The sequence below is a fragment of the Lacrimispora sp. YZC11 genome (assembly GCF_057543815.1).
The window spans coordinates 1,161,529-1,187,989 of sequence record NZ_BAAJYQ010000006.1 but is presented as its reverse complement, the minus strand read 5'-3'; the positions used below and the strand labels follow the sequence as shown (position 1 = coordinate 1,187,989).

The 26,461-nt window shown below is 45.7% G+C and carries 25 protein-coding genes; 24 read left to right on the top strand and 1 reads right to left on the bottom strand.

The genetic code is table 11. The features are described 5' to 3' along the window. The first annotated feature begins 338 nt into the window (after nt 1-338). Genes AC27IJ_RS11755 through fsa form a run of 8 tightly spaced genes read left to right on the top strand, consistent with a single transcriptional unit; the run spans nt 339 to nt 7,385 of the window. Nucleotides 339-1,328 carry a substrate-binding domain-containing protein gene (locus AC27IJ_RS11755; protein ID WP_487148960.1) on the top strand — a complete coding sequence of 330 codons (990 nt, stop codon included), beginning with the start codon at nt 339-341 and terminating at the stop codon, nt 1,326-1,328. Between the two features lie 52 nt (nt 1,329-1,380). After that, nucleotides 1,381-2,889: a sugar ABC transporter ATP-binding protein gene (locus AC27IJ_RS11750; protein WP_312442537.1), complete on the top strand. Its 1,509-nt coding sequence runs from the start codon at nt 1,381-1,383 to the stop codon at nt 2,887-2,889. Continuing rightward, nucleotides 2,883-3,890 carry an ABC transporter permease gene (locus AC27IJ_RS11745; protein WP_312442539.1) on the top strand — a complete coding sequence of 336 codons (1,008 nt, stop codon included), beginning with the start codon at nt 2,883-2,885 and terminating at the stop codon, nt 3,888-3,890. Before AC27IJ_RS11750 ends, AC27IJ_RS11745 begins: the two co-directional genes overlap by 7 nt. A 34-nt stretch (nt 3,891-3,924) precedes the next feature. After that, a complete protein-coding gene (locus AC27IJ_RS11740; RefSeq protein WP_334308355.1) occupies nt 3,925-4,737 on the top strand; it encodes a transketolase in 813 nt (270 codons plus the stop codon). Between the two features lie 4 nt (nt 4,738-4,741). Then, a complete protein-coding gene (locus tag AC27IJ_RS11735) occupies nt 4,742-5,677 on the top strand; it encodes a transketolase family protein (protein WP_312442541.1) in 936 nt (311 codons plus the stop codon). After that, entirely contained in the window at nt 5,674-6,312 is a 639-nt protein-coding gene (locus AC27IJ_RS11730; RefSeq protein ID WP_312442542.1) for an RpiB/LacA/LacB family sugar-phosphate isomerase, read from the top strand. Before AC27IJ_RS11735 ends, AC27IJ_RS11730 begins: the two co-directional genes overlap by 4 nt. Before the next feature lie 10 nt (nt 6,313-6,322). Beyond that, on the top strand, nt 6,323-6,697 hold the full coding sequence (locus AC27IJ_RS11725) for a VOC family protein (protein WP_487148956.1): 375 nt from the start codon (nt 6,323-6,325) through the stop codon (nt 6,695-6,697). Between the two features lie 34 nt (nt 6,698-6,731). Then, on the top strand, nt 6,732-7,385 hold the full coding sequence (gene fsa / locus AC27IJ_RS11720; RefSeq protein ID WP_312442546.1) for a fructose-6-phosphate aldolase: 654 nt from the start codon (nt 6,732-6,734) through the stop codon (nt 7,383-7,385). A 105-nt stretch (nt 7,386-7,490) separates the two neighbouring features. On the opposite strand, the gene AC27IJ_RS11715 is transcribed toward fsa, so the two are convergent. Beyond that, nucleotides 7,491-7,958, bottom strand: coding sequence for an AraC family transcriptional regulator (locus AC27IJ_RS11715; protein WP_487148953.1), 468 nt, complete (start codon nt 7,956-7,958; stop codon nt 7,491-7,493). A 346-nt stretch (nt 7,959-8,304) separates the two neighbouring features. Here AC27IJ_RS11715 and AC27IJ_RS11710 point away from each other — a divergent pair, with 346 nt between their 5' ends. The 16 genes from AC27IJ_RS11710 to AC27IJ_RS11635 all read left to right on the top strand — a co-directional run bounded on the left by AC27IJ_RS11710 (nt 8,305) and on the right by AC27IJ_RS11635 (nt 26,435). Further along, on the top strand, nt 8,305-8,892 hold the full coding sequence (locus AC27IJ_RS11710; protein ID WP_487148951.1) for a MarR family winged helix-turn-helix transcriptional regulator: 588 nt from the start codon (nt 8,305-8,307) through the stop codon (nt 8,890-8,892). Nucleotides 8,893-9,027: 135 nt separating this feature from the next. Continuing rightward, nucleotides 9,028-9,456 carry a hypothetical protein gene (locus tag AC27IJ_RS11705; protein ID WP_312500606.1) on the top strand — a complete coding sequence of 143 codons (429 nt, stop codon included), beginning with the start codon at nt 9,028-9,030 and terminating at the stop codon, nt 9,454-9,456. Nucleotides 9,457-9,494: 38 nt separating this feature from the next. After that, the gene (gene secD / locus AC27IJ_RS11700) at nt 9,495-11,663 is read left to right on the top strand and encodes a protein translocase subunit SecD (protein ID WP_487148949.1); all 2,169 of its coding nucleotides are present in this window, start codon (nt 9,495-9,497) and stop codon (nt 11,661-11,663) included. Nucleotides 11,664-11,905: 242 nt separating this feature from the next. Continuing rightward, complete coding sequence (locus AC27IJ_RS11695) at nt 11,906-13,534, top strand: ABC transporter substrate-binding protein (protein WP_312442556.1); 1,629 nt, start codon at nt 11,906-11,908, stop codon at nt 13,532-13,534. Between the two features lie 69 nt (nt 13,535-13,603). After that, nucleotides 13,604-14,536, top strand: a complete 933-nt coding sequence (locus tag AC27IJ_RS11690) for an ABC transporter permease (RefSeq protein ID WP_487148946.1) — start codon at nt 13,604-13,606, stop codon at nt 14,534-14,536. After that, entirely contained in the window at nt 14,536-15,447 is a 912-nt protein-coding gene (locus AC27IJ_RS11685; protein ID WP_313257798.1) for an ABC transporter permease, read from the top strand. The genes AC27IJ_RS11690 and AC27IJ_RS11685 overlap by 1 nt, the downstream gene beginning before the upstream one ends. 13 nt (nt 15,448-15,460) lie before the next feature. Continuing rightward, on the top strand, nt 15,461-16,450 hold the full coding sequence (locus AC27IJ_RS11680) for an ABC transporter ATP-binding protein (protein WP_487148943.1): 990 nt from the start codon (nt 15,461-15,463) through the stop codon (nt 16,448-16,450). After that, nucleotides 16,450-17,445 carry an ABC transporter ATP-binding protein gene (locus AC27IJ_RS11675; protein WP_487148941.1) on the top strand — a complete coding sequence of 332 codons (996 nt, stop codon included), beginning with the start codon at nt 16,450-16,452 and terminating at the stop codon, nt 17,443-17,445. The genes AC27IJ_RS11680 and AC27IJ_RS11675 overlap by 1 nt, the downstream gene beginning before the upstream one ends. A 26-nt stretch (nt 17,446-17,471) precedes the next feature. Further along, nucleotides 17,472-18,542: a dipeptide epimerase gene (locus AC27IJ_RS11670; protein WP_487148939.1), complete on the top strand. Its 1,071-nt coding sequence runs from the start codon at nt 17,472-17,474 to the stop codon at nt 18,540-18,542. Between the two features lie 64 nt (nt 18,543-18,606). Next, nucleotides 18,607-19,992 (top strand): transglutaminase-like domain-containing protein, encoded by a 1,386-nt coding sequence (locus AC27IJ_RS11665; protein ID WP_312442566.1) that lies wholly within the window; start codon nt 18,607-18,609, stop codon nt 19,990-19,992. Then, the gene (locus AC27IJ_RS11660) at nt 19,985-21,388 is read left to right on the top strand and encodes a serine hydrolase domain-containing protein (protein WP_487148937.1); all 1,404 of its coding nucleotides are present in this window, start codon (nt 19,985-19,987) and stop codon (nt 21,386-21,388) included. The genes AC27IJ_RS11665 and AC27IJ_RS11660 overlap by 8 nt, the downstream gene beginning before the upstream one ends. 280 nt (nt 21,389-21,668) lie before the next feature. Continuing rightward, complete coding sequence (locus AC27IJ_RS11655; protein ID WP_312442570.1) at nt 21,669-22,181, top strand: ferritin; 513 nt, start codon at nt 21,669-21,671, stop codon at nt 22,179-22,181. Between the two features lie 150 nt (nt 22,182-22,331). After that, nucleotides 22,332-23,261 carry a helix-turn-helix domain-containing protein gene (locus AC27IJ_RS11650; protein WP_312442571.1) on the top strand — a complete coding sequence of 310 codons (930 nt, stop codon included), beginning with the start codon at nt 22,332-22,334 and terminating at the stop codon, nt 23,259-23,261. A gap of 147 nt (nt 23,262-23,408) precedes the next feature. Beyond that, nucleotides 23,409-24,716, top strand: coding sequence for an ABC transporter substrate-binding protein (locus tag AC27IJ_RS11645; RefSeq protein ID WP_312442573.1), 1,308 nt, complete (start codon nt 23,409-23,411; stop codon nt 24,714-24,716). 26 nt (nt 24,717-24,742) lie between these two features. Then, nucleotides 24,743-25,636: a carbohydrate ABC transporter permease gene (locus AC27IJ_RS11640; RefSeq protein WP_312442575.1), complete on the top strand. Its 894-nt coding sequence runs from the start codon at nt 24,743-24,745 to the stop codon at nt 25,634-25,636. Then, nucleotides 25,629-26,435 (top strand): carbohydrate ABC transporter permease, encoded by an 807-nt coding sequence (locus AC27IJ_RS11635; protein WP_312442577.1) that lies wholly within the window; start codon nt 25,629-25,631, stop codon nt 26,433-26,435. Before AC27IJ_RS11640 ends, AC27IJ_RS11635 begins: the two co-directional genes overlap by 8 nt. Nucleotides 26,436-26,461: the final 26 nt, after the last annotated feature.

The window sequence follows — 26,461 nt, the reverse complement described above, 5'->3', positions numbered from 1 at the left end:
TCCTTAAAATTTAGGGGAGGAAAATGCAGTATGGAAGACGATTATTCATGGAAATGCCAGAAAATGGTAAAGCTGTAATACAATCTCAATGGCAGAGTGTATGACAAACCTTTGTTAGTTTTGCATAATTTTAAAAATCCTATTGACAAATTTCGATAAAAAATGTATTATTTAGTTGCGATATTGTATGACAGCAGACAAAAATGCAAACCCGGGAACGCAATTAAGAATGATATCATACAATGATTTAATATTTGTAACAAAAACTAGGGTATAAAAACAGAAACAAATCAAAGTATACTACAAAAGAATGAAAAAATGTTGAGAGGTGGATTATTATGAAAAAAGTTACTGCAATTGTATTATCAGCTATGATGGCCTTGTCCTTAAGCGCTTGCGGTTCCACTGCAAAGGAAACCAAAGTAAATGAAACCACAGTAGCCGGCTCCGGGTCAGAAACAACCGCAGCAAAAACAGAGGATACCAAAAAGCCGATTAAGATCGGAGTTTCTGCACCGGATTTGACCAATGTATTCTTTATCCAGATCAAGGATGCGATGCAGGCAGCTTTGAGCGGGTCAGAAGATGAACTGATCATTCAGGATGCAGGCGGTGATCAGAATAAGCAGATGAATGATGTGGCTGATATGATCAACCAGGGCGTTGATGTAATTTGTATCTCTGCGATCAACTCAGAAGGAGTACGTGCCACTCTGGAAGCGTGCAAGGAAGCTGACATACCAGTCATTGCATTTAATACATCGGTTAAGAATCCGGAACTGGTTCAATGTACCGTTGTTTCTGATAATAAGGAAGCCGGAAAGCTTTGTGCCCAGGCTCTGGCTGAATCTTTAGGCGGTAAAGGAAAAGTAGTTGAAATTACTTATAGTACCACAGAAGTTTGCTATGACCGTCAGCTCGGTTTTGAAGAAGAATTAAAGAAATATCCTGACATTGAGATTATCCAGACCAAAGATGTTGAGAAGCCAAAGTCCGATTATTCCCAGCCGATCATGGTAGACTTTATCAACGCAAACCCGGTAATCGACGGAGTATTCACAATCAATGACCCGACAGCCCGCGGAGCTATCGCTGCCCTGAAGGAAGCTGGCCGCTTAGATGCTACTAAGGTTGTTTCCGTAGACGGTTCTGATGAAGGAAAAGGCTTTATCCGCGCCGGCGAAATGATAGCTTCTGCAGCGCAGGATCCGGCAGGAATCGGTACAACCTGTATCGAAACCGCTTATCGTCTTCTTTCCGGACAGACCATTGAAGAGAAGGTAGTTGTACCGATGTCCATCATTTCAAAGGAGAACGTAGATCAGTAATCCGTAAAGTGTTGACCCGTAGCGAAGAATGCAGAACAGGAGTGTTAAAAACATGTCAAGTGAATATGTTTTTGAAATGAAAGATATTACCAAAGCGTTTGGTCGCAATGTTGTACTTGACGGAGTCAGTATTTCCATAAAGCCCGGAGAAGTCCGGGCTCTTATGGGGGAGAATGGTGCGGGAAAATCCACCTTGATGAAAATCCTGGGCGGTATTTTCAGTTCTGATTCGGGTACTATCTACATGGATGGAAAGGAAGCTTCCATTAAGACGGTAGACGATGCCCGCAAGTATGGTGTCAGTTTTATTCATCAGGAAATCACCAACATTCCTGAGATGACGATTGCAGAAAATATTTTTCTTGGCCGGGAACCAAAAAACCATTTAAAGATGGTAGATTACCGGAAAATGAAGCATGAGGCGCAGAAAGCTCTTGATGCGCTGGGACTGGATCTGGATGCTGGAATGCTGATTCGGGGGTTATCCGTAGCACAGCAGCAGATGATAGAAATTGCAAGAGCAGTGAATGAGGGGGCAAAAATCCTGATTCTGGACGAACCCACAGCATCTTTGTCAAAAAGCGAGACAGACAATCTGTTTACACAGATCGAACGTTTAAAAAAAGCCGGGGTTGCGATGATCTACATATCACATCGTATGGAAGAAACCTTTAAGGTCTGTGATTCGGTAACGGTACTCCGTGACGGTAAGTTTATAGGAACCAGAGATACAAAAGAAACAACAGAAAATGAATTAATCAGCATGATGGTAGGCCGTGAATTTAACAACATGTATGGAAACAAACGTGTCATCGGCGGGGACGTCATCATGGAAGTGAAACATTTAACAACCGATAAGGTATCCGATATCAGTTTTACATTGAGAAAAGGGGAAATACTTGGATTCTCAGGATTGGTAGGGGCGGGGCGTACCGAGCTGGCGTTGGCAATGTTCGGCATCGACAGCATTCGGTCTGGAGAGATCTGGCTGGAAGGGAAAAAGCTTTCCATCAACTGTCCAAAGGATGCAATAAGTGCAGGCATTGCACTGGTGCCGGAAGAGCGTAAGGAGCAGGGGCTTTTCCTTGGCCACACCATTGCAACCAATCTGACATTCCAGGTGCTTTCTGAATTTATACATCAGTTACGAGTGGACAGGAAAAAGGAATCAAAGATTGTGGACGAGTTCAAACAGAAGCTTTCTATTAAAATGGCCTCCATTGAACAGTCGGCAGGAGAGCTTTCCGGCGGAAACCAGCAGAAGATCGTAATATCCAAATGGCTGGCAGCAAAGCCGAAGGTACTCATTCTGGATGAGCCGACCCGAGGGATCGACGTAGGCGCAAAGGCTGAGATATATAAGCTGATGCATAGCCTTGCCAGTGAAGGAGTTTCCATTATCATGATTTCTTCGGAGCTTCCTGAAATCATCAACAACTCCAGCAGGATTGCCATCATGCGGGAAGGACATCTGGCCGGAATTCTGGACCAACAGGAAACAGAAGCTTCACAGGAAAAGATCATGTCATTTGCAGTGGGAGGAGAACATACAACATGTTAAGCAAGAAGAATCAATCAGAGACATCCGAGATACAAGCACCAAGCCTCTGGAACACCAATCCCTTTATGATCTGGCTGAAACGCAATATGGCGGCCATGATTGCTCTGGTATTCCTGTGTATCGTTTTATCGATTACAACCGATACATTTCTTGTTAAAAATAACCTGCTCAGCGTGCTGCGCCAGGTATGCGTAAATGGTTTCATTGCATTCGGTATCACATGCGTGTTGATCTGCGGCGGCATTGACTTATCCGTAGGTTCCGTCGTAGCGGCTGCCGGTGTTATTGCCGTACGCTGCGGTAATGCGGGACTGCCGGTTACCCTTTGCTTTCTGATCCCCCTGTTATTTGGTGCGGTCATTGGCCTTTTCAATGGATATGTCATATCACACACAACTCTGCCGCCATTTATCGTAACTTTATCCATGCAGATCATCGTTCGCGGTGTCAGTTACATATTAACAGGCGGTCAGCCGGCACAGTCCAATAACGAAACATTCAACAACATGGGAGTAGGAAGCTTCTTAGGAATTCCCATTCCGGTTGTATTTGTAATCGTTGCATTTGTAATTCTTTATTTCATTATGAACCGTACCTCCTTTGGACGTCATGTCTATGCCACCGGCGGAAACAAGGAAGCAGCCAAATACGCAGGTGTTGATACCAAATGGATCCAGGTAAGGGTTTTCATCATCAGTGGTGTGATGGCAGCCTTAGCCGGTGTGGTTCTGGCAGCAAGACTGTATTCCGGTCAGCCATCCGTAGGAGAAGGCTTTGAGCGTGATGCAATCGCAGCTTCCGTACTGGGAGGTACAAGCTTTAACGGCGGTATCGGTACAATGGGCGGAACCGTGATCGGTGTACTGATCATCGGTGTTCTTAACAATGGTATGAACCTGCTTAAGATAAACAGCTACTGGCAGTTTGTAGTAAAGGGATGCGTAATCCTTGGAGCGGTATACGTGGATTACTTAAAAAAGAGAGGCTCACTCAAGAAGTAATATTTCATAATTTAGACGGAGGCATAAGAACATGATGGACATTGTGGAATTAAAAGGGAAATGCAATGATATCCGTAAGGATATCATTAATATGACAGCTGATGCAGCCAGCGGCCATCCAGGCGGTTCTTTATCAGCCGTAGAGCTGATGGCAGGGCTGTTTTACACACAGATGCGGGTAGATCCAAAGGATCCTGACAATGAGGACCGGGACCGCTTTGTACTGAGCAAGGGACATGCAGCTCCCTGCTATTATGCGGTTTTAGGTGAGATGGGATTTTTTGACAAAGCAGAATTCAAGAACTTCCGTCAGCTCCACAGCATTCTTCAGGGACATCCGGATGCAAAAAAAGTACCCGGAATCGATGCTTCTACCGGTTCTCTGGGACAGGGAATCTCCATTGCGGTAGGAATGGCACTTGGAGCAAAGGCCCAGAACAAGGATACAAAAGTATATACCATGCTTGGGGATGGAGAACTTCAGGAAGGACAGGTTTGGGAGGCATGCATGGCAGCAGCCAACTATCATCTGGACAACTTAACCATCATCATTGATAACAACGGTCTCCAGATTGACGGAAGCAATGAACAGGTTATGTCCCTCGGTGATTTATCTTCCAAATTCAAAGCATTTGGATTCAATGTACTGGAACTTCCCGACGGCAACAACTTAGAAGAAGTGCTGGCAGCATACTCTATCAGCACCATGGAAGGAAAGCCAAAATGCATCCTGGCACACACCGTAAAAGGAAAAGGCGTTTCCTTTATGGAAAACCAGGTAGGCTGGCACGGAAAGGCACCAAGTGAAGCGGAAAGACAGCAGGCATTAAAGGAACTGGAGGGTTAATGACATGAGTGAAATGAAAGCAATTAGAGTGGCATATGGTGAGGCACTTGCTGAACTTGGAGAGGCGAATGAGAAGGTTGTTGTAATGGATGCGGATCTGGCACATGCCACGATGACTGCCACCTTTGCAGAAAAGTTCCCGAAACGGTTTTTTAATGCAGGAATTGCAGAAGCAAATATGGTTGATATGAGTGCAGGCCTTTCTACTATGGGATACATACCTTTCTGCAGCACCTTTGCCATATTCGGCGCCGGACGGGCTTATGAGCAGGTAAGAAATGGCGTAGCTTACCCTAATTTCAATGTAAAGCTGGGCATGACCCATTCAGGAATTACACTTGGAGAAGACGGCGGAAGCCACCAGGCCATTGAAGATATGGCTCTTATGCGGGTAATACCCGGCATGACCGTGGTGGTTCCCTGTGATGCCAGTGAAACCCACCGCGCCGTAAAGGCAGTTGCAGAAATGCAGGGACCCGCTTATCTTCGCCTTGCAAGACTCCCAAGTCCTGTGTTTGAAGAGGATATGCCCTTTGTGATCGGAAAAGCAAACGTATTAAAAGAAGGAACAGATGCAGTGGTATTTGCCTGCGGCATCATGGTATCAACCGTACTGGAATGTGCAAAGAAGCTTGAGGCAGAAGGGAAATCCATTACAGTTGTCAATATGCATACCATTAAGCCTATTGACAGGGAATGTATTTTGAAATATGCTTTAAAGTGCAGCAATGTCATAACCGTGGAAGAACACAGCACCATCGGCGGTCTTGGAGATGCTGTTGGCGACGTTCTTCTGGAAAACAAGTGTAACGTAACATTTAAGAAGATCGGTGTACAGGACCGTTTCGGCCAGTCCGGAAAGCCGGAAGAGCTTTTGGAAGAATACGGACTGAGTGAGAAACAGGTATATAATCAGATAAAAGGAGTGTTGGAAGCATGAGAATCGCATTGATTAATGAGAACAGCCAGGCGGCTAAAAACGAAATGATTTACAACAGCTTAAAGAAGGTTGCAGATACAAAGGGCTATACCGTGGATAACTATGGCATGTATTCCGCAGAGGACAGCAATTCCCTGACCTATGTACAGAACGGAATCCTGGCAGCCATTCTTTTAAACTCCGGTGCAGCGGATTATGTGATTACCGGATGCGGAACAGGCGAAGGTGCCATGCTGGCCTTGAACAGCTTCCCTGGCGTAATCTGCGGCCATGTGTGCGATCCAAGCGATGGCTACATGTTTGCACAGATCAATGACGGCAATGCGATCGCCATGCCGTTTGCAAAAGGCTTTGGCTGGGGTGCAGAACTGAATCTGGAATATACATTTGAAAAATTATTCTCTGAAGCAAGCGGACAGGGCTACCCAAGAGAGAGAGCCATTCCGGAGCAGAGAAATAAGAAAATCTTAGATGTGGTAAGAGAAAATAACTTAAAGGATATCTTAACCTGCTTAAAGGGACTTGACCAGGAACTGGTAAAGGGAGCCGTTGGCGGCGAGAAATTTGGAGAGCTGTTCTTCGCAAACTGCAAGGATGAATCCATTGCTGAATATGTAAAGAGCCTGCTGGCATAGGAGGTTTCTTATGCTGAAAAACAAACCATCGGGAGTTGCCCATGTGGCAATTCCCACGGATGAACCGGAAGCAACCGTAGCTTTCTACGAAGATCTGGGCTTTACCAGACTGGTGGATGGAGGTATCCGGGGAATGCTGCAATGCGGGAGCTGTGTCATTGAATACTATCCCAGACGCCAAGATGCGAAGCCCATCGGAAACATCGACCACATTGCCCTGACCTGCGAAAATCTGGATGAAGCATATGAGGAAATCGTGGCCAAGGGACATAAGCTCATATCCAACGGAATAGAATCCAACCAGATGTTTGCGCCTCTCACCAATCGTTTCTTTCTTTTTAAAGGCCCTAATGGCGAGAAGATCGAATTTTGCAAAGTTGGCTAGTTATGAATAAATATAACATTTAAGGAGAATTGCCATGAGATTTTTTATCGATACAGCAAATACGGAAGATGTGAAGAAAGCAAACGACATGGGCATCATCTGCGGTGTTACCACGAATCCTTCCCTGATCGCCAAAGAAGGCCGGGATTTTGTTGAAGTCATCAAAGAAATCACTTCCATCGTGGACGGACCCATCAGCGGAGAAGTGAAAGCGACAACTGAGGATGCGAAAGGCATGATTGCAGAAGGCCGTGAAATCGCAGCGATCCATCCCAATATGGTTGTAAAGATCCCTATGACCGTGGAAGGACTGAAAGCAGTTAAGGTATTGACTGCAGAAGGAATCAAAACCAATGTGACACTGGTGTTTTCTGCCGCTCAGGCACTTTTGGCCGCCCGCGCAGGCGCGACCTACGTTTCACCGTTTTTAGGCCGTCTGGATGACATCTCCATGCCGGGGATTGATTTGATTTGTGATATCATGGATATTTTTAAGGAACACGGAATTGAGACAGAAATCATTGCGGCCAGCGTCCGCAACCCGATCCATGTCATTGACTGTGCAAAGGCAGGAGCCGACATAGCTACCGTACCTTACAGTGTACTGGTTCAGATGGTAAAGCACCCGCTGACCGATCAGGGAATTGAGAAATTCAAGGCGGATTATAAGTCAGTATTTGGTGAATAACAAATAGTTCAGGCGAAGCCATTTTCAGGCTTCGCCTTTTATTTCTTTCTATCTACTGATTCAGGCTTCCACCATCCCCTTGGCAGCCACCCCGGCATTCAGGATTTATTGGATCGGGACACAGATTTCACAAAGGTGCCGCTCTACCAGCTCAGCCTTGTAGCGTTCTAAAATTGGACGTGAAGAATCAGGAACATAGTTTTCTGCAAAAAGCTGCTGTAAAACTTCTTCCCAGGCCTGTTGGATTGCCCCGGCTGTGTGGTCTATGGTAAAGACTCCATAATTTCCTCCGGTAATGCTGCCATAGTGTACATTCTGGTCTGGGGCAGAGCTTTCGAAGGAATAATCTCCAGGCAATAGGAGGCAGGCATCATACCGGCATTTTTCCTGCGGTGTAATACGAGGATCATCCTGGGCAATTCCCAGAATGACGGAATGACCGTTCATTAAATTCCTGGACTTTGCCCAGTGTTTTAAGCGTTCCATGGTCTTTATGTTATCCGGACCATAAGGGCCGGTTTGCCTTATATAAGCCATGGTGCAGGGAGCAATATGTTCTGTTTTCATTATCATAGTATTTCCTTCTTTCTTTATATTAGGACCGGTCCTTTTTCACAGTACAATGATTTAAAATGAAATGCAACAGAATTTTTTAAAGTTGTACATATTCACCAGAAGGATCCTCTGGGCAGAAGCTTAAGGGATCTTGCACTTGCATTCTGTCAGGCTGGAACTGCAGGCTTTTATAAGTCTCGGGTTCCGGCCCTTTTACTGCAAATTCATGTAGAATTAGGAGATTATAAAAAAAATAGCTTGATATAAATGGTATAGAAAAATATAATAACAGTATCAACGGATGACCGTAAGCATTGCAATACGAAAATCGGAAATATAAGAATGAACACAAGGAGGAGCAGGAATGAAAAATGAGATACTTGCAGAAGAACACTGCCCATACTGCAAAAGACATTGTTCTTTAAAAGATCCCCATTGCGGAAAAGGAAAGGCATTGGCAGAAAAGAGGAAAAAGGAAAGTAAGAAGGAAAAGGAAGAAAAAAAGGAAGACAAAAAGGAACCAGTCACAGTTCCTGATACAGATGAATGGAGAAGTATCCAGTCTGAAATCAGACTGCTGCGCCTTTGCCAGAATGGCTGCCGTCTGCTGCCTGACCGGAAAGCGGGGAAGCAGGGCGGGAAAGCGGTTAAGCTTTATATAATGGCAGCATTGGCAGAAAAAGGCAGCCTGACACAAAAAGAGCTTAAGGAAAATTCCGGGCTGCATTTCAGGGAGATGGAAGAGGCCTTGCAAAGGCTGGAGAAAAAGGGCTGGATCAGCCGGAAGCAGGATGAAGGAGAAGAAATAAAGGTTTCTCTGACCGGTAAGGGATTGGAATCGGCCGAAGAACATATGAGAGACTGGAAGAGAGAAAATGACTCAATTTTCTCCCCGCTTACTGAGGAAGAAAAAGGTTCTTTGGAATATATCCTGAACAAAATTTTAAGGTGAACAAAATCTCCTGTGAATATGGCTTCTTTTCCAGAAGACCAGGGTTGTGTTTCGTAAATAATTGTAGTACAATGCAACAGGATATCATCCGATTATTATGTTTTTTATGATGCGGCTGCCGCAGGAGGAATACCATTGAAATACCAGGTAAATAGAACCAGGTCTGTCAAACGAATACTGGCATTATTATGCTGCATTGCCTTACTTTTTGGAGAACTGAATGCACTGGGCATGGACTTTACTCCCGGACAGGCCCGTTTGATTTTAACCCAGGCCCTGCCAAAGGGATATGACCATTCGAAAAAGAATGATGCGGTCGCCGAATTTCCGGGGGCCTTAGAGGAAGAGACTGCGGGTGAAAATTTGATTGACATCTGGAGCAGGTCTTTGATCGGAATCTTGCCATTAAAGTACCTGGCGGCCAGGGAATTTTTCGTGTTTGTCCCGCTTGTTTTATGGTCGGATCGAACCATGCTGATGAAGGAAGTGAATGCTGGCAAGAATTATTTGATCAGGTACATCCATGATTCAGATGGTGAGAAAGGAATAAGGGCAGGAATTTAAAAATTAGTTAAAATATTAACAAGAAAAGAGGATAACCTATGAAGCCAGGAAAGAAAATGATTGCTGCAATTTTAGTGGTAGTTGCAGCTCTCATTTATGTTGCGGCATTTGGGGCCGGAAGTAGTATTAAGGGCGTACGTGAAATGCGCTACGGTATCGACATCCGCGGAGGTGTTGAGGCAGTATTTGAACCCCAGGGACTTGACCGTAACCCATCAGAAAAAGAGCTTGACACAGCCAGACAGGTCATAGAGACACGTATGGATAACCAGAATATCGTTGACCGCGAGGTGACCGTGGATAAAAATGGAGGATACATCATCGTCCGGTTCCCATGGAAATCCGGGGAGACTAATTTTAACCCGGAAGAGGCCATTGCGGAATTAGGAGAAATGGCTGAACTTACGTTCCGGGATCCGGATGGTAATGTGTTGATTCAGGGAAAGGATGTACAGAATGCAACACCTGAGACCGCAAATAACAACGGCATCAAGAGCTATCAGGTAGCTCTTAGCTTTAACGCGGAAGGCGCCAGGCTGTTTGAAGAAGCGACAGGAAAGCTGATCGGAAAACGGATGAGCATATACATGGATCAGGATCTGATCTCCAGCCCGACGGTACAGACTAAGATATCAGGCGGGCAGGCTGTTATTACGGGAATGCAGGATTATGATGATGCAAAGAATCTGGCTGAAAAGATCAATGCAGGTTCTCTTCCATTTTCCCTTAAGACCACCAATTTCTCCACCATAAGCCCTTCTCTTGGAAACAATGCTTTGGCAATTATGGTGTATGCGGGAATGGCTGCATTTTTAGTAATCTGTCTGTTTATGCTGGTATTTTACAAGCTGCCAGGTGCTGTTGCCTGTGTTACCCTGGTCCTGCAGACGGTTCTCCAGATGCTTGCCGTCTCTATTCCCCAGTATACTCTGACTCTTCCGGGTATCGCTGGTATTATCCTGACCATAGGTATGGCGGTGGATACGAATATTATTATTTCAGAACGTATTTCGGATGAGCTAAAAAAGGGCATTTCCGTGAAAGGCGCAATATTAACCGGATATAAGAATGCTTTTTCGTCTGTTTTAGACGGAAATGTAACAACAGCCATCGTTGCTGTGATCCTGATGTTCTTAGGTTCTGGAACCATGCTGAGTTTTGGTTATACCTTACTAATCGGTATGATCGTCAACCTTTTGGTAGGCGTTACTGTTTCAAAGCAGCTTTTGTTATCTCTTACTCAGCATGATTTATGGCGCGATGAAAAATGGTTCCGGATCAGAAAAGATAAAAAAATCATACCATTCTATCAGAAGAAATATATTTATGGAATCATCTCCGGACTGATTTTCCTTTTCGGAATTGTTGGCTGCTTTATTTTTGGAGTAAAGCTGGATACCCAGTTTACCGGAGGTGCGGTGTTAAGTTATTCCGTATCAGACGAGGCGGATACAGGTAAGATCCAGTCGGCCATTGAGAAGCAGACAAACCGTCCGGTTACGGTTCAGATCAAGGAAGATAATATGACCGGGCTTAAAAGGCTTTCTGTTACCCTTGCGGGAAATTCGGGTATGTCTCCGGAAGACCAGAAAGATGTAACGGATGCCATCAACAGCACCTCTGAAAAAGTAGATGCAAAGCTGTCAGAGACCTATGTGGTTGAGCCTTATATCGGAGCAAAGGCGCTAAAGAACGCAGTGGTTGCCATTTTACTGTCTCTGCTTTTCATTGTAATCTATGTCTGGATCCGGTTTTCAGCGATATCCGGCCTTCCGGCAGGAGTTACTGCAATGATCGCACTGGTTCATGATGTGGTTGTGGTGTTCTTTGCATTCGTGCTGTTCCGGATTCCGTTAAACGATGCCTTTGTGGCGGTAGTTCTTACGATTATCGGTTATTCCATCAATGATACCATTGTTATCTATGACCGGATTCGTGAGAACAGAAAGAAGGATTCCAAAATGCCGGTCGATGAGCTGGTAAATATCAGTACCTCCCAGACTCTTGGAAGATCCATCAATACGTCCTGTACTACGGGGATCTGCGTGCTTATCATTCTGGCAGCTTCTGTCTACTTCCAGATCGGGTCTATTTTGGAATTTTCTCTTCCAATGTTCTTTGGTATCCTGACCGGATGCTACTCCTCCATTTGCGTGGCAGGTACGCTTTGGGCTATGTGGGAGAAGAAAAAAGAAATTAAAAAGTAATTTTCAGCCTGTAAAGGCCGCTGCTTTGTCACTGGGAAACCAGAGACAAAGCAGCGGCCTTTTTCTTATGTGTATGTGGAGATGGAAGCCTGGTGTTTTGCATAGGTATAACGTAGGGTAATTATAATTATGCATTATTTGCATACCGTGAAATATTGACAAATGCGCATAGTATCAGTAAACTGAGGAAAGTACTTAATACAGAACAATGCATAATTAAACACTTTATGAGGAGAGAAATTATGAAAAAAACCATCAAAAAGCTCGTTTCGCTGGGTTTGGCTGTTTCCATGGCGGCTGCATTATCCGCCTGCGGCGGTTCTTCAAACCCTTCCCCCACAACATCTGAAACAACGGCTGCGGCAGGCTCCGACGCAGCGGCTGAAAGCACAGGAGCAAAGATCTTCCGTGTAGCGGCAGTGGATCCTCAGGTTGCATATGATATGCAGCAATATACATACAGCCTTATCATGAAGGTTACGGATAATGTGGTGGAATCCCTTCTTACGACCCTGGATGGAGGAAAGGTGGTTCCAACGCTTTTAGCCAAGGAGCCGGAGCTGTCCGATGATATGCTTACCTATTCCTTTGAACTGATTGACGGAGTGAAATTCCATAACGGGGAGATTCTGAAAAGCTCTGATGTCAAGTACTCTCTGGAAAGGGTTGTAAAAAAGCAGAGCATGGGTAGCCTTTTAGAAAAGGTGGAAGGCTATGAAGCTCTGGCAGACGGTTCTGCCAATGAGCTGACCGGAATCAAAGTCATTGATGATACTCATTTCACCATTACGTTGTCAGAGGTCTATACGCCGTTTGTTTCTGTTTTATCCACTCCCTACTGCGGGATTTATCCTGCGGATGCCTGCGAGGCGGCAGGGGATAACTGGGGAAAGTCAGAACTGATCGGTACAGGCCCCTTTAAGTTTGACAGCTATACCCCGGGCGTGGGCGTGGAGATTTCCAGATTTGACGGCTACCATGGCAATGCCGCTAAGTTTGACGGTGTAAGCTATAAGTTCATTGAGGATGCCAATACTCAGGTTCTGGAATACCAGAAGGGAAATATAGATTACGTGGATGTGGAGACAAACATGTATCCGGTTTATCAGGCGGATCCAAAATTAAAAGATCAGATGCATATGTTCCAGCCTATCGGCGGATATTACATGACCTTTAATGTTAAGTCTATTTCCGATCCCAAAATAAGACAGGCCATTTCCATGTCTGTCAATAGACAGGCGATTTGCGAGAGTATTTTCCACGGCACTGCAAAGCCTGCAAGCTCCTTTATTCCAGCCGGTATCATCGGACATGATGATTCCCAGAAGGAATTTGCTTACGATCCGGAGGGCGCAAAGGCTCTACTTGCAGAGGCAGGATATGCAAATGGATATGACCTCCGACTTACGGTAAACACAAAATATGCAACCTCTATCCCCATTGCCACCGCATTCCAGGAGCAGGCAAAGGCAGCAGGCATTAACGTTACGATTGAACAGGTTGATTCAGCGGCATGGTCTGATATGAAAAAATCAGGCAGCGTGGATGCCGGAGTAGGCAACTGGTATGTGGATTACAACGATCCGGACAGCATGCTGTATCCGGTAAGTGATTCCCGTACAGACCGCTCTTCAAGCTTCTGGCATAACGAGGAATTTAAGAAGCTTATGGAGGCTGGTGTTCAGACTTCGGATGAAGCAGAACGCCAGGAAATATATGTAAAGGCCGAACACATTCTCACAAGAGAGGATTTTGCTATCGCTCCTATTTACAATGAGTCCAAATGTTATCTTTTAAATCCAAAGATTACAGGCCTTGTCATGGATTCAACATTCCGAAGCTTCTACGCTAACGCAGATTTCCAACAATAATGCAATTGGAGTACGTGACCTAAGGGAGTGGTTTTCCACTCCCTTTTAAATAAGAAAAAGGGGAACCATATGTTTCAATATATTTCAAAAAGACTGCTCCAGACACTGTTCGTATTGTTTGGGATCAGTCTTATTACTTTTATTCTTCTCCAGGTCGTACCGGGAGACCCTGTGGAGTTAATGCTTGAAAAGCGGGCGGATGCGCAGACCATTGCCAGGGTACGTCATGAGCTGGGGCTTGACGTGTCCCTGCCACAGCAATATTTGAATTTTATAAAGGGCGCCATCCATCTGGATTTCGGCAAATCTTATTTTACGAAAGAGGTAGTGACAACGGCCCTGGTGCGCTGCTTTTTGGTGACCGTAAAGCTGGCCTCCATGTCCTTTTTATTTGCCGTGGTACTGGGTGTGTCCTGTGGTATGGCCGCTGCCATTAACCGGGGAAAATGGATCGATTCAGTGCTTATGACCACTTCCATTATCGGAGTGTCGGCACCGTCTTTCTGGATCGCCATCATTCTTCAGATCGTTTTCGGGTTGAAGCTGGACTTACTTCCAATCTCCGGTTTTGAGGGACCAATATTTTTTATCCTTCCAAGCATTGCCCTGGGCACGCGCTATGCCGGAAGCATCGCACGTATCACCCGCACCAGCATGCTTGACGTGGTCAAGCAGGATTATATCAGAACCGCAAGGGCAAAGGGAGTAAAGGAAAGCATGGTTATTATGAAGCATGCCTTAAAAAATGCCATGATTCCCATTATTACGCTGGTGGGTACAGAGCTTGGAAACATGCTGACAGGTTCCATGTTAATCGAGAGGGTTTTTTCCATACCCGGAATTGGAAAGCTGGCGGTAGATTCCATGTCAAACCGTGACCTGCCGCTTTTGGAAGGGACCGTGATGTATATTGCATTCGTATTTGTAATCGTAAATCTGCTGGTGGATATTTCTTATGCATTTATTGATCCTAGAATCCGCTATGGGAAAGGAGCAAACTGATGAAGATTTTAAGTATTTTTACAAAACAGAGGAAATTTGAAGAACAGCTCCTGAAAGGTGAGATGGAATATTCCAGCTATTATAAGGACAGCTTTAAGAGACTTAAAAAGAATAAGGCGGCTTTATTCTGTCTGGGAGTGATCTTTTTCCTGATTCTGCTGGCTCTGTTTGCGCCTGTTGTAAGCCCGTATGATCCTACTTACCAGGACTATGCCTCGGTTCTGGCACCACCCTCCTCCAAGCATCTTCTAGGTGCAGATGAATATGGAAGAGATATTTTATCCCGTCTGATCCATGGAACCAGGGTATCTTTAAGCATTGGAATCCTGGCTCAGATCCTTGCATCGGTTATCGGAATCACTCTTGGAGCCATTGCAGGCTATTTCGGAGGGGCGGTGGATACCCTGATATCCCGGATCATGGAGATTTTTGCAGCGTTCCCGGATCTTCTCTTTGCTATGGCGATTATGACTTTTATGGGCCAGGGCCTCCAGAACCTGTTTATTGCCCTTGGTCTTCTGACCTGGGTGAGAACTGCCAGGCTGATCCGCGGTTCTGTCATGCAGCTAAAAGAAAAAGAGTATGTGGAGGCCAGCAAGGCCAGCGGCGGAACCTCCTTCCGGATCATTACAAAGCATCTGATTCCCAACTGCTTATCAACGGTGATCGTGCTTGTGACCCTGGGAATTCCAAATGCCATCATGTATGAGGCCTCCTTAAGCTTTCTTGGCCTTGGCATCCAGCCGCCTACTCCAAGCTGGGGCAACATGATCAGCTCTGCCCAGTCTTTTATCAGCTTCCTTCCGGTGTACAGCATCGTGCCAGGAATTGCCATTATGGTGACGGTTGTAGCATTTAATATCTTTGGGGATGGACTGAGAGATGCCCTGGATCCCAAGCTTAGAGCCTGATCAGGAGGAAAAGATGGATAATAAATTAATTGAAGTTAAAAATCTGAAAACATATTTCTATACAGATGCAGGCGTGGTAAAGGCAGTGAATGATGTGTCCTTTTCCATAGAACAGGGAAAAACCCTGGGAGTTGTAGGGGAATCAGGATGTGGAAAGAGCATTACCTCCTTATCCATTATGCAGCTTATAGAGACCCCTCCGGGAAGGATTGAAGGCGGGGAAATTATCTACCGGGGAGAAAATCTTTTAGAGAAATCCCCAGATGAAATGAGAAAGATCCGGGGAAAGAAGATTGCCATGATCTTTCAGGAGCCTATGACCTCCCTAAATCCTGTGTTCACCGTAGGACAGCAGATCATGGAAGCCCTGATCATTCACGAGGCGGGAATATCCAGGCAGCAGGCCCGTGAAAAGGCCATAGAGATGCTTCGCATGGTAAAGATCCCTTTGCCGGAAAAGCGGATCGATGAGTACCCTCACCAGCTTTCCGGGGGCATGCGCCAGCGGGTCATGATCGCCATGGCTCTTTGCTGCAATCCGGAGCTTTTAATCTGTGATGAGCCGACGACAGCTCTTGATGTCACTATTCAGGCACAGATTTTGGAGCTGATTAATGAATTAAAGCAAAAGACAGGCGCTTCCATCATGATGATCACTCATGACCTGGGTGTAATAGCCGAAGTGGCAGATGATGTCATGGTCATGTATGCAGGAAAGGTTGTGGAACAGGGAACTACGGACGAAATCTTTGATCATCCCATGCATCCCTACACGGAAGGCCTTATGAACTGTATCCCCAGGCTGGATGGTGAGGTGGAGGAGCTTCCTGTCATTAAGGGCATGGTTCCAAGCTACGATTCAATGCCAAAGGGCTGCGCCTTTTGCCCCAGGTGTGAATATGCAAAACCCAAATGCGGGGAAAAGATGCCGGAACTTACGGAAAAGGACGGCAGGAAGATCCGATGTTTTAAATATGAGTCACAATGGAAGGAGGAGGCATAATGGACAGCCAGGAGACGAGAAAGCCTTTGCTGGAGGTAAAGCATTTAAAAAAGTGGTTTTCGGCAAAATCTTCCCCTTTCTCAGGGAAAAAGGTATATATTAAAGCTGTGGATGATGTGAGTTTTCAATTGTATCCGGGAGAAACCCTAGGCGTGGTAGGGGAGTCAGGTTGTGGAAAGTCCACCATGGGACGTTCTGTGCTTCGGCTGATCGAACCTACGGAAGGTGAGATCGTTTTTGAGGACCAGGATTTTATGAAGCTGAGAAGCGGGGAACTGAGAAAGAGCAGAAGTAAAATGCAGATTATTTTCCAGGACCCCTATGCTTCCTTAAACCCCCGAATGACCATCGGTGATATCATAGCAGAGCCTTTGGACATCCAGTGGAAAACAGGCAGGGAAGAGAAAAGGAAAAGGGTTTTGGAGACCATGGAGATCGTGGGCCTTAATACAAAATATTATAACAGGTATCCCCATGAATTTTCAGGGGGACAGAGACAGAGAATCGGAATTGCAAGAGCTATCGTACTGCGGCCGGAGCTTATGGTGTGCGATGAGCCGGTATCTGCTCTTGACGTATCCATTCAGGCACAGGTAATTAATCTTTTGCGCAGGCTTCAAAAGCAGATGGGAATGGCTTATATTTTTATTTCCCATGATTTAAGCGTAATCAAACACATTTCTGACAGGGTTGCTGTCATGTACCTGGGACATATGGTAGAGATTTCCGATAAAGTTGATTTGTACCAGAACACGCTCCATCCCTATACAAAGGCGCTGCTTTCGGCTATTCCGGTACCGGACCGCCATACTAGGAATGAGAAGATCATCCTGGAAGGTGATCTGCCAAGCCCTGCAAATCCGCCTTCCGGCTGCGTATTTCATACCAGGTGCTTTATGGCCAGGGAAATTTGCGGGAAGGAAGCACCGGAGATGAAGGATTATGGAAACGGACACTGCTGCGCATGTCATTTTGCAGGAGAATGGAACAAATAACAGAATATGTACGGAGGTTAAAGACAATGAAAATTACAGGTATTAATGTAAAGACAGTGAAGGTACCCTTAAAAGAACCGTTCCATATATCCCTGGGAACCATTACCCATGCCATAAGCGCGGTGGTAAAGGTGGAAACGGATGAAGGGCTATGCGGTTATGGAGAAGGCGCTCCAGGTGTGTTGATAACTGGGGAGAATCTGGGGGGAACTGTGGAAAGCATTAAGCATTTTGAACAGTCCCTTCTTGGAACCGATCCTACGGATATTGAAAAGGTTTATTGGAATCTTGACCGGGCTGCGGCCCATGCGCCCTGCGGAAAGACTGCCATTGATATTGCCTGCTATGATATCCTGGGAAAAAAGGCCGGTCTTCCTGTGTACCGGCTGTTGGGCGGCTATTCTAATAAAATAGAAACCGACATTACCGTAGGGATCAATGGGCCCGAAATCATGGCGGAAAAGGCAGCAGCTCATGTGAGAAACGGTTTTGATACCATTAAGACTAAGGTGGGCACAGGGTTTAAAGAGGATGTAGCCAGAATCAGGGCCATCAGGGAAGCGGTCGGGCCGGATGTGAAGATCCGCATTGATGCCAATCAGGCTTGGTCGGCCAAGAAAGCGCTTCAGATTATTGAACGCTTAAACGAATTTGATATTGAACTTGTGGAACAGCCGGTGAAGGCTGCGGATATCGAAGGCCTTGAATATGTTACGAAAAATAGTAAAGTCCTCATCATGTCCGATGAAAGCTGCTTTAACGCAAAGGATGCCCTACGGCTTGTAGAACGGAGAGCAATTGATGTGCTGAATATCAAGCTGATGAAATGCGGCGGCATCCGGGAAGCATTAAAGATCAATGCTATTTGCGAGACGGCAGGAATTGAATGCATGCTGGGCTGCATGGCGGAGGAAACAAACATTGGCATTACTGCCGCTGCCAGCCTTGGCGCTGCGGTGAGGAACATAACCAGAGCGGATCTGGATGCCACCTTTTCTCTGAGCGAACTTCCCTTTGAGGGCGGTATTGGGACGGAATGTACAAAGACCCTGGTGCTCCCGGAGGAACCTGGCTTCGGGTTTATAGGTTTAAAATAACATGACTGGTGGTATTGGGGCAAAAAGGCCGCGGTACCACCATCTTACAATGGAGGTATAGCTTATGATCAATGATATTTCATGGGCAAAGATCCCTTTGCCCGACGATATTTTACGTCTTAAAAATGCAGGGTATTTAGTAGAGGCAAAATCAGCCATCGGCCATATGCTATCCGGATTTTTACCGGAATGCATGAGAAAGCGGCTGGAACTGGAAAAGGAAATCATAGGTATCCTGGATGAGAATGAGTATCCCTATAAAAGGCAGGAGGCAGCAGAGCTGTTAAACCGGACGTTTACAGACGTCATGGAAGGAGAACTTGATGAGCTGGTAAGATCCTCTGCGGCTGACTGGATCTATATCAATGGGGAGATCCATTTCCATAAATTATTTTTGGATAATATCATAAAAACCAGGTCTGATTACCGGATGAGGCTGAAAGTAAGGGAAGATGATGATGCCGGCATCCTGCGGCAAAAGATGCTGAATGACAACGTATCTTATATGAAAGACCATGGAAGAAAAAAGGCCAGAGTGATCATAAGGGCTTCCATCCGGATTAACAAGGAGTCGGAACGGGTAGGGGAAAAGGTAAGAGTCCATATTCCCATCCCTCGCAAATGCAGGCAGGTAAAGGACATCAAAATTCTTGAGGCTTCTCCGGAGATCACTGTAATCGCACCGGAAGATGCAGAACAAAGAACCATGTGCTTTGAAACGGAATTAAAGCCGGATCAGGAATTTTATGTCAGATACAGCTATTTAAACTCCGTAGATTATGTGGAGGTGGACCCGGAGAAGGCGGTGGATGCCCATCCGGAGTTTTATAAAGGGGAACAGGCGCCCCATATTCTATTCACTCCCTTTCTAAAGGAACTTTTGGAAGAAATACGGGAAGGAGAGGAGAACCCTGCCCTTGTTGCCAGGAAAATCTATGATTTCATTACTACCAGGGTAAAGTATTCGTTTGTGCGGGAGTATGCAGGGATCGATAATATTTCCGAATATGCGGGAAAGAATCTAAAGGGGGACTGCGGCGTCCAGGCCATACTTTTCATTACCCTGTGCCGTATGGCCGGGATTCCTGCCAGATGGCAGTCGGGCCTTCACGCATCCCCTTTGTATACCGGCTGCCATGACTGGGCGGAATTTTACATAGAACCTTATGGCTGGCTGTATGCGGACCCCTCCTTTGGCGGCAGTGCATATCGTATGGGCCAGATGGAGCGCTGGAATTACTACTTTGGAAACCTGGATATTTACCGCATGGCAGCCAATGGAAGTCTCCAGTCAGAATTCATTCCTCCCAGAAAATATTTCCGGGCAGACCCCATAGACAATCAAAGGGGGGAAGTGGAATATGAAGACAGAGGACTTAGCTTTTTGGAGTTTCAGTCGGAACAGGTGACTGAGCTTATAGAAGACTGGCAGGTAAAAAGAGATGAATAGAATAACAGAGGAAAACAAACAGAGATTTGAAGCATTGGTGGAGGATATCATGACCACCCAGGGAGCAGCAGGGCTGGCAGTAGCCATCGTGGACAAGGAAGGCCAGGTGCAGTATGAAAAATACTTCGGATACCGTGATGAGGAGCAGAAGCTGCCCATAGACGACCAGACTATTTTTGGACTCGCATCCATAACAAAATCCTTTACAAGCCTTGCCATCATTCAGCTGGCAGAAAAGAGAGTGATCAGCCTCTCTGATCCTGTCAGCAAATATGTTCCAGCGTTCACAAACAAAAACCAGAAAGCGCCGGTGAAAATCTGGCATCTGCTCTGTCACAGCGGTGGCTTTTTTCCTCTGCCCCGGATCCTGGTGGAAGAGGTAGCAAAGGATATGGGCCTTCAGGAGTCTGAAGCCGGAGACTTAGCTTATGTGAACGCCCTTGCCGAAGAGGGCGTAAAAAGAGTGGCCTCCCGCTTAGATGACCAGACGGATCTAATCGGGAGGCCTGGAGAGCTGATGAGCTATTGCAACGACGGCTTTGGGATCTTATCCGATATCATAAAGAATTTTGGGGACCAGCCCACCTTTGCTGATTATTTATTGAAGCACATCATCAGCCCATTGGGAATGGAAAGGAGCTTCTGTGACTTTGTAAAACCAGCCAGGGATGATAATGCTTCCATACTTTATACAACGGAAAACGGAGTGTACAGAGCGACCAGGGATTATCATGACAATGCCTTTGTTTTAAACGGCGGCGGAGCCATGAAATCCACTGTTTCCGATATGCTTAAATACATTTGCATGTACTTAAATGAAGGAAAGGGATTAAACGAAACCAGAGTTGCTTCCCAATATTCCATAAGGGAAATGTGTAAGCCACGCCAGTTTTACAGACCGGGAGGCTGGTATTGCTATGGATTGTGCAGGAAATCCATGGAGGGGCTGGAGGTCCTTGAACACGGAGGAAGTCTTCCCGGAGTGTCCTCCAACATGTCCTGGTCCTATGATAATGAGGCAGGAGTCATCGTCCTTTGCAATACCATGGATGTCTCTGCCGGAGTGATTGCAGACGGTGCTATGCGCATGTATCAGGGGAAAGACCCTGTTATACCTAAAGCGGAATACCAGGAATATGCATGGAGCGAATCATTTATAAGGTCAGTATCAGGAGACTATGTTATGGGAGAAGGGGAGAGTTTTACCCTGAGCCTGTCAGAGGAAGGGAAGCTGGCCATGGCAATGAATGGAAAAAAGAAAGAAGTATGTACGGTAAGCCCGCATATTGCCATGATAAAGGGCAGATATTCTGATGGGTTTGTACAGATTCTTTATGATGAGAAGCGTGGGATATGGGGAGCCAGGTGCGGCAGCAGGATCTACCCCAAAATCTGAAATGGATTGCAGCAGGCCACTGATATGCATAAGTAAATCATATCAGAAGAGAGTATTATCAGACGTTATCTGAAATAAAATATTCTTATTACACCATTGAATAATTTGGTAAAAGATGTTAGAATATAATATATCATTTTACGGAGGTGTTAAATGCAAAAATACGGATGTCCCGGACGATTGGACATGCCTGATCTGCGGTTTAGAGAAAAATGCATTCAATGTAATCTGATAGGAAGTAATCAATAGAAAAAACAGATAAAAAAGGAGGGCGAAGATTTTGTTAAATAAAGAAATTGTTGCGAAAATAAACAAACAGATCAATTTCGAACTGTATTCGGCATACATCTATCTGGACATATCCAACTATTATGCGGATAGTAATTTAAACGGCTTTGCAAACTGGTTTAAGATTCAGACTCAGGAAGAGCGGGATCATGCCATGCTATTTATGAATTATTTACTTAACAATGGCGAAAAGGTTGTACTGGAAGATATTAAGGCTCCTGATTTAGTTTACACGGATTTCCGCCAGCCGGCACTGACCGCCTTTGATCATGAGGTAAAGGTAACGGCCTCCATTCATGATATTTACGGAACCGCTTATGATTTAAAAGACTTCCGTACCATGCAGTTCCTCGACTGGTTTGTAAAAGAACAGAATGAAGAGGAAAAAAACACGGATGAGATTATAAAGAGATATGACCTATTTGGAAATGATGCAAAGGGATTGTATTTACTGGATTCGGAGTTAGCGGCAAGGGTTTATACGCCGCCCTCACTTGTAATTTAATCTCCAGGGTATCATAACCATAATTCTAAAGAAGAGCAGTCTCTGCCATGATGATAGCAGTCTTTCATGGCAGGGAATGCTTTTTTCATTTTTGCCGTTAAATAATATGGCCGCTTTAGGAAATATCTGGACAAAGGGGGAAAGATGTTTGTGGCAAAGCAAAGGGAGAAGGTGGAATTCCGCTTCTATGCGATTCCGGAGTCAGAATTGGTACTGGCTCTATTGGGAGAGGATTGGATCCGGGAATATGGGAAGGATATTAAATACCTTCATTTTCACGATCTGATGGAAATCGGATATTGCCACTGGGGGACCGGGCAGGTGGCATTAGGACAGGAGCGTCTTCCTTTTTCCGGACATTCGGTGATGATAGTACCTCCAAGGCTTCCTCATACCACTAACAGTGCAGAGGGAACAAAGGCCTATTGGGAGTGGATGTACATTGACTTAGAAAAAATCGTATCTGAAGTATACGGCTATGATCCGGTGCTCCAAAGAAGCATAATAAAGAGGCTCCACAGGACCGGATACCTTCTGTCAGGCGAGGAACATCCGGCCCTGTCCCGATTGGTTTTGGGAATCATGGCAGAAGCCCGCCATAAAAAGCCTTATTACAAAGACAGCTTACGGGGTTATCTTTATGCCCTTGTGGTGGAGCTTTTACGGCTTTCTGATGATGAGGCACGGATTGCAGGGGGAAGGTGCAGTGACGCCGTTCTGGCAGGCGCCCTGGATTATGTTTCCAGATATTATCATCAGGAGATCAAGGTAAGCAGCTTAGCAGACGCATGCAACATGAGCGAAAGCCATTTCCGACGAGTTTTTGAAGAGGGAATGAATATGAAGCCTTTGGATTATATCAACCTGATCCGGGTTCAAAACGCTTGTGAGCTGCTAAAAAAATCGGATAAATCCATGGAAGAGGTTGGAGAGGAATCGGGATTTGCTTCTATTTCTGCATTTAACCGGAATTTTAGAAAAATTTTGAATATCTCCCCCTATCAATGGAAGAAATCGGAAGAAAATTATGAGGGAAAGTTACTGCACTGTAAGATCAGCGCTCAAAAAGGCTGGGAATAAGGGAAAATTGATCGAATATGCGCGTTTTTTAATTGAATCTAAAGACTTTAAATCAAAAACATTGGTATAATGAAATTATTGGAAATCTTTCGAAAGAAAAATAGAATCATACGAGCCAATTTTTTATGAAAGAGGAGGAGTTTTGCTATGAAGAGAAGAATCGCATCCATATTACTGGCCGGTGCCATGGTGGCTTCCTTAACAGCCTGCGGAAGTTCCGGCGGCACAGGGCAGAAGACGGGAGATGGGGCAAAAGCCGCGAACGAACTGACTGTCTGGTGCTGGGATCCCGCATTTAACATTTATGCCATGGAGGAAGCGGCAAAGGTGTACCAGAAGGACCACCCGGATTTTAAGCTGAATGTAGTGGAGACACCCTGGGCTGACGTCCAGACCAAGATGACAACAGCGGCCACATCCAAAAACCTGGATACTCTTCCGGATATTCTGTTGATGCAGGATAATGCATTTCAGAAGAATGTAATCAGCTATCCAGATGCATTTAAGGATCTGACTGGAAGCGGAGTTGATTATTCCCGGTTCCCAAAGGCTAAAACGGCCTACTCCGTTGTGGAAGGGAAAAATTACGGTGTTCCCTTTGACAATGGAGCTGCGATTGCTGCCTATCGTACCGATGTGTTAAAAGAAGCCGGATATACGGAAGCAGATTTTACGGATATTACCTGGAGCAAGTATCAATCCATGGGCGAGGAGATTTTAGCCAAGACAGGAAAGCCTCTGTTATCCTGTACAGCCGGTGAGTCTGATCTGATCATGATCATGCTCCAGTCTGCAGGCGGAAGTCTCTTTGATAAGGACGGGAACCCCAGCATGGTTGGGAATGACAAGCTGAAAAAGGTTATGGAGACCTATGTTTCCCTTGTTAAGAGCGGCGTGCTTGTGGAAGTCAATGACTGGGATCAGTATGTGGGAACTATGACAAACAGCACTGTGGCAGGAACCATTAACGGCTGCTGGATCATGGCGAGCATTCAGACCGCAGAAGACCAGTCCGGCAATTGGGCGATTACCAATATACCGAAGCTTGAAGGAGTAGATGATGCAACCAATTACTCCAACAACGGAGGATCCAGCTGGGCAGTAACTGCTGGCAGCAAGAATCCGGAGCTGGCTGCGGATTTCCTGGCAAAGACCTTTGCCGGAAGCGTTCCATTCTATGAGACAATTCTTCCAAAGTCCGGAGCATTGGCAACCTATCTTCCTGCAGCGGACAGCAAGGTTTATGGGGAGCCTCAGGAGTTTTTCGGAGGAAAACCGGTATATGCCCAGATCACGGAATTCGCATCAAAGGTTCCTTCCAATAATACAGGTGTTTATTATTATGAGGCCCGTGATGCGGTAGCAACTGCTATTACCCATCTGGTATCAGGAGCAGACATTGATGCTGAGATTAAGACCGCAGAAGATACGGTTAAGTTTGCCATGGGCAAATAATAAATAAGAGGGAGGAGGCATTTTTAGTGGGAAATTCAAAGAAAAAGCTGTCCTTAGGCCAGAAGCAGAGCCTTGCGGGCTGGATGTTCTTAACGCCTGCGGTCATCCTGATTGCGGTTATGAGTTTTCTGCCCATGATCCAGGCACTGTTCCTATCTTTTCAGACGGGAATCGGTGCGGCTATGAAGTGGACGGGCGGGACCAATTATGTAAGAATGTTCAAGGACCCTGTTTTCATGCAGGCTTTAAAAAACAATTTTATCTACTTGATCATACAGGTTCCCATCATGCTGATATCGGCTTTGGTCCTGGCTTCCATGCTTAACAATAAGGATCTTCGGTTCAAGGGGCTTTTCCGTACCGCGATTTTTCTGCCCTGTGCCACCTCCCTGGTATCCTATGCGGTGATTTTCCGTTCCCTGTTTGCGGTGGATGGCCTGGTCAACATCGTCCTCATAAAGCTTGGGATATTGTCTACAGGATACAACTTCCTGGGTCACCCAAACTCTGCCAGGATTGTGATCATCCTGGCCCTGATCTGGAGGTGGACGGGCTATAACATGGTATTTTATCTTTCCGGCTTGCAGAACATCGAGTATTCCGTATATGAGGCGGCAAAAATTGACGGAGCCTCTCCGTTTCAGTCCTTCTTCCGGATCACGATCCCGCTTTTAAAGCCGACCATCCTGCTGACGGCCATCATGTCCACCAACGGTACGCTGCAATTGTTTGACGAGTCTGTGAACTTGACCAACGGCGGACCTGCCAATTCCACCATTACCATGTCCCACTATATTTACAATGTATCATTCAAGTACGTGCCAAACTTCGGGTATGCGGCTTCCATGTCCTACTTAATCCTGATTTTGGTGGCAGTTCTTGCATTTATACAGCTGAAGGTAGGTGATAAACGTGACTAAGGGAAAAAAGCTTTTTGTATATGTATTTTTGACCATTGTTTCTGTTATCTCAGTGTTTCCTCTGTATTGGATGATGGTTGCGGCTACCAATAAAAGTGTGGATGTGACCAGAGGGACCCTGATATTCGGAACAGCGCTTTTTGACAATATTAAGAAGCTGTTTGCTTCCCAAAACGTTGCCACTGCCCTTGGAAATTCCTTTAAGTATTCCATTATCATGACGCTTATCTCCCTGCTGGTCTGTTCCATCGCAGGTTATGGGTTTGAGGTCTTTCATGACAAGGCAAAGGACCGGGTCATGAGTGTGATCCTTCTGGCTATGATGGTTCCTTTTGCTGCGACCATGATTCCCCTTTACCGGATGTTTTCAAGTGCAAGACTGTTAAACAGTACCCTGGGATTTATTCTTCCCACCATATCAACCCCGTTTCTGATCATGATGTTCCGTCAGAGCGCAAGATCTTTTCCATCGGATATCATGGAGGCAGCAAGGCTTGACGGGCTAAGTGAGTTCCAGATTTTCTACCGGATGTTTCTGCCCACCATGCGCTCCACTTATGCGGCGGCCATGACCATTACCTTTATGAGTGCCTGGAACAGTTACCTTTGGCCCAAGGTGATCATGTCCGATGCGGGAAGCATCACCATGCCAATGCTTGTGGCTAACTTAACGGAAGGATATGTGACCGATTATGGAATCCTCATGCTGGCCGTATTGGTCTGCACCATACCCACGGTTATCGTTTTCTTCCTGCTGCAGAGAAGTTTTGCAGAGGGTATCACAGGAGCAGTAAAATAAAACAAATCACATCAGATGCTGCGGCC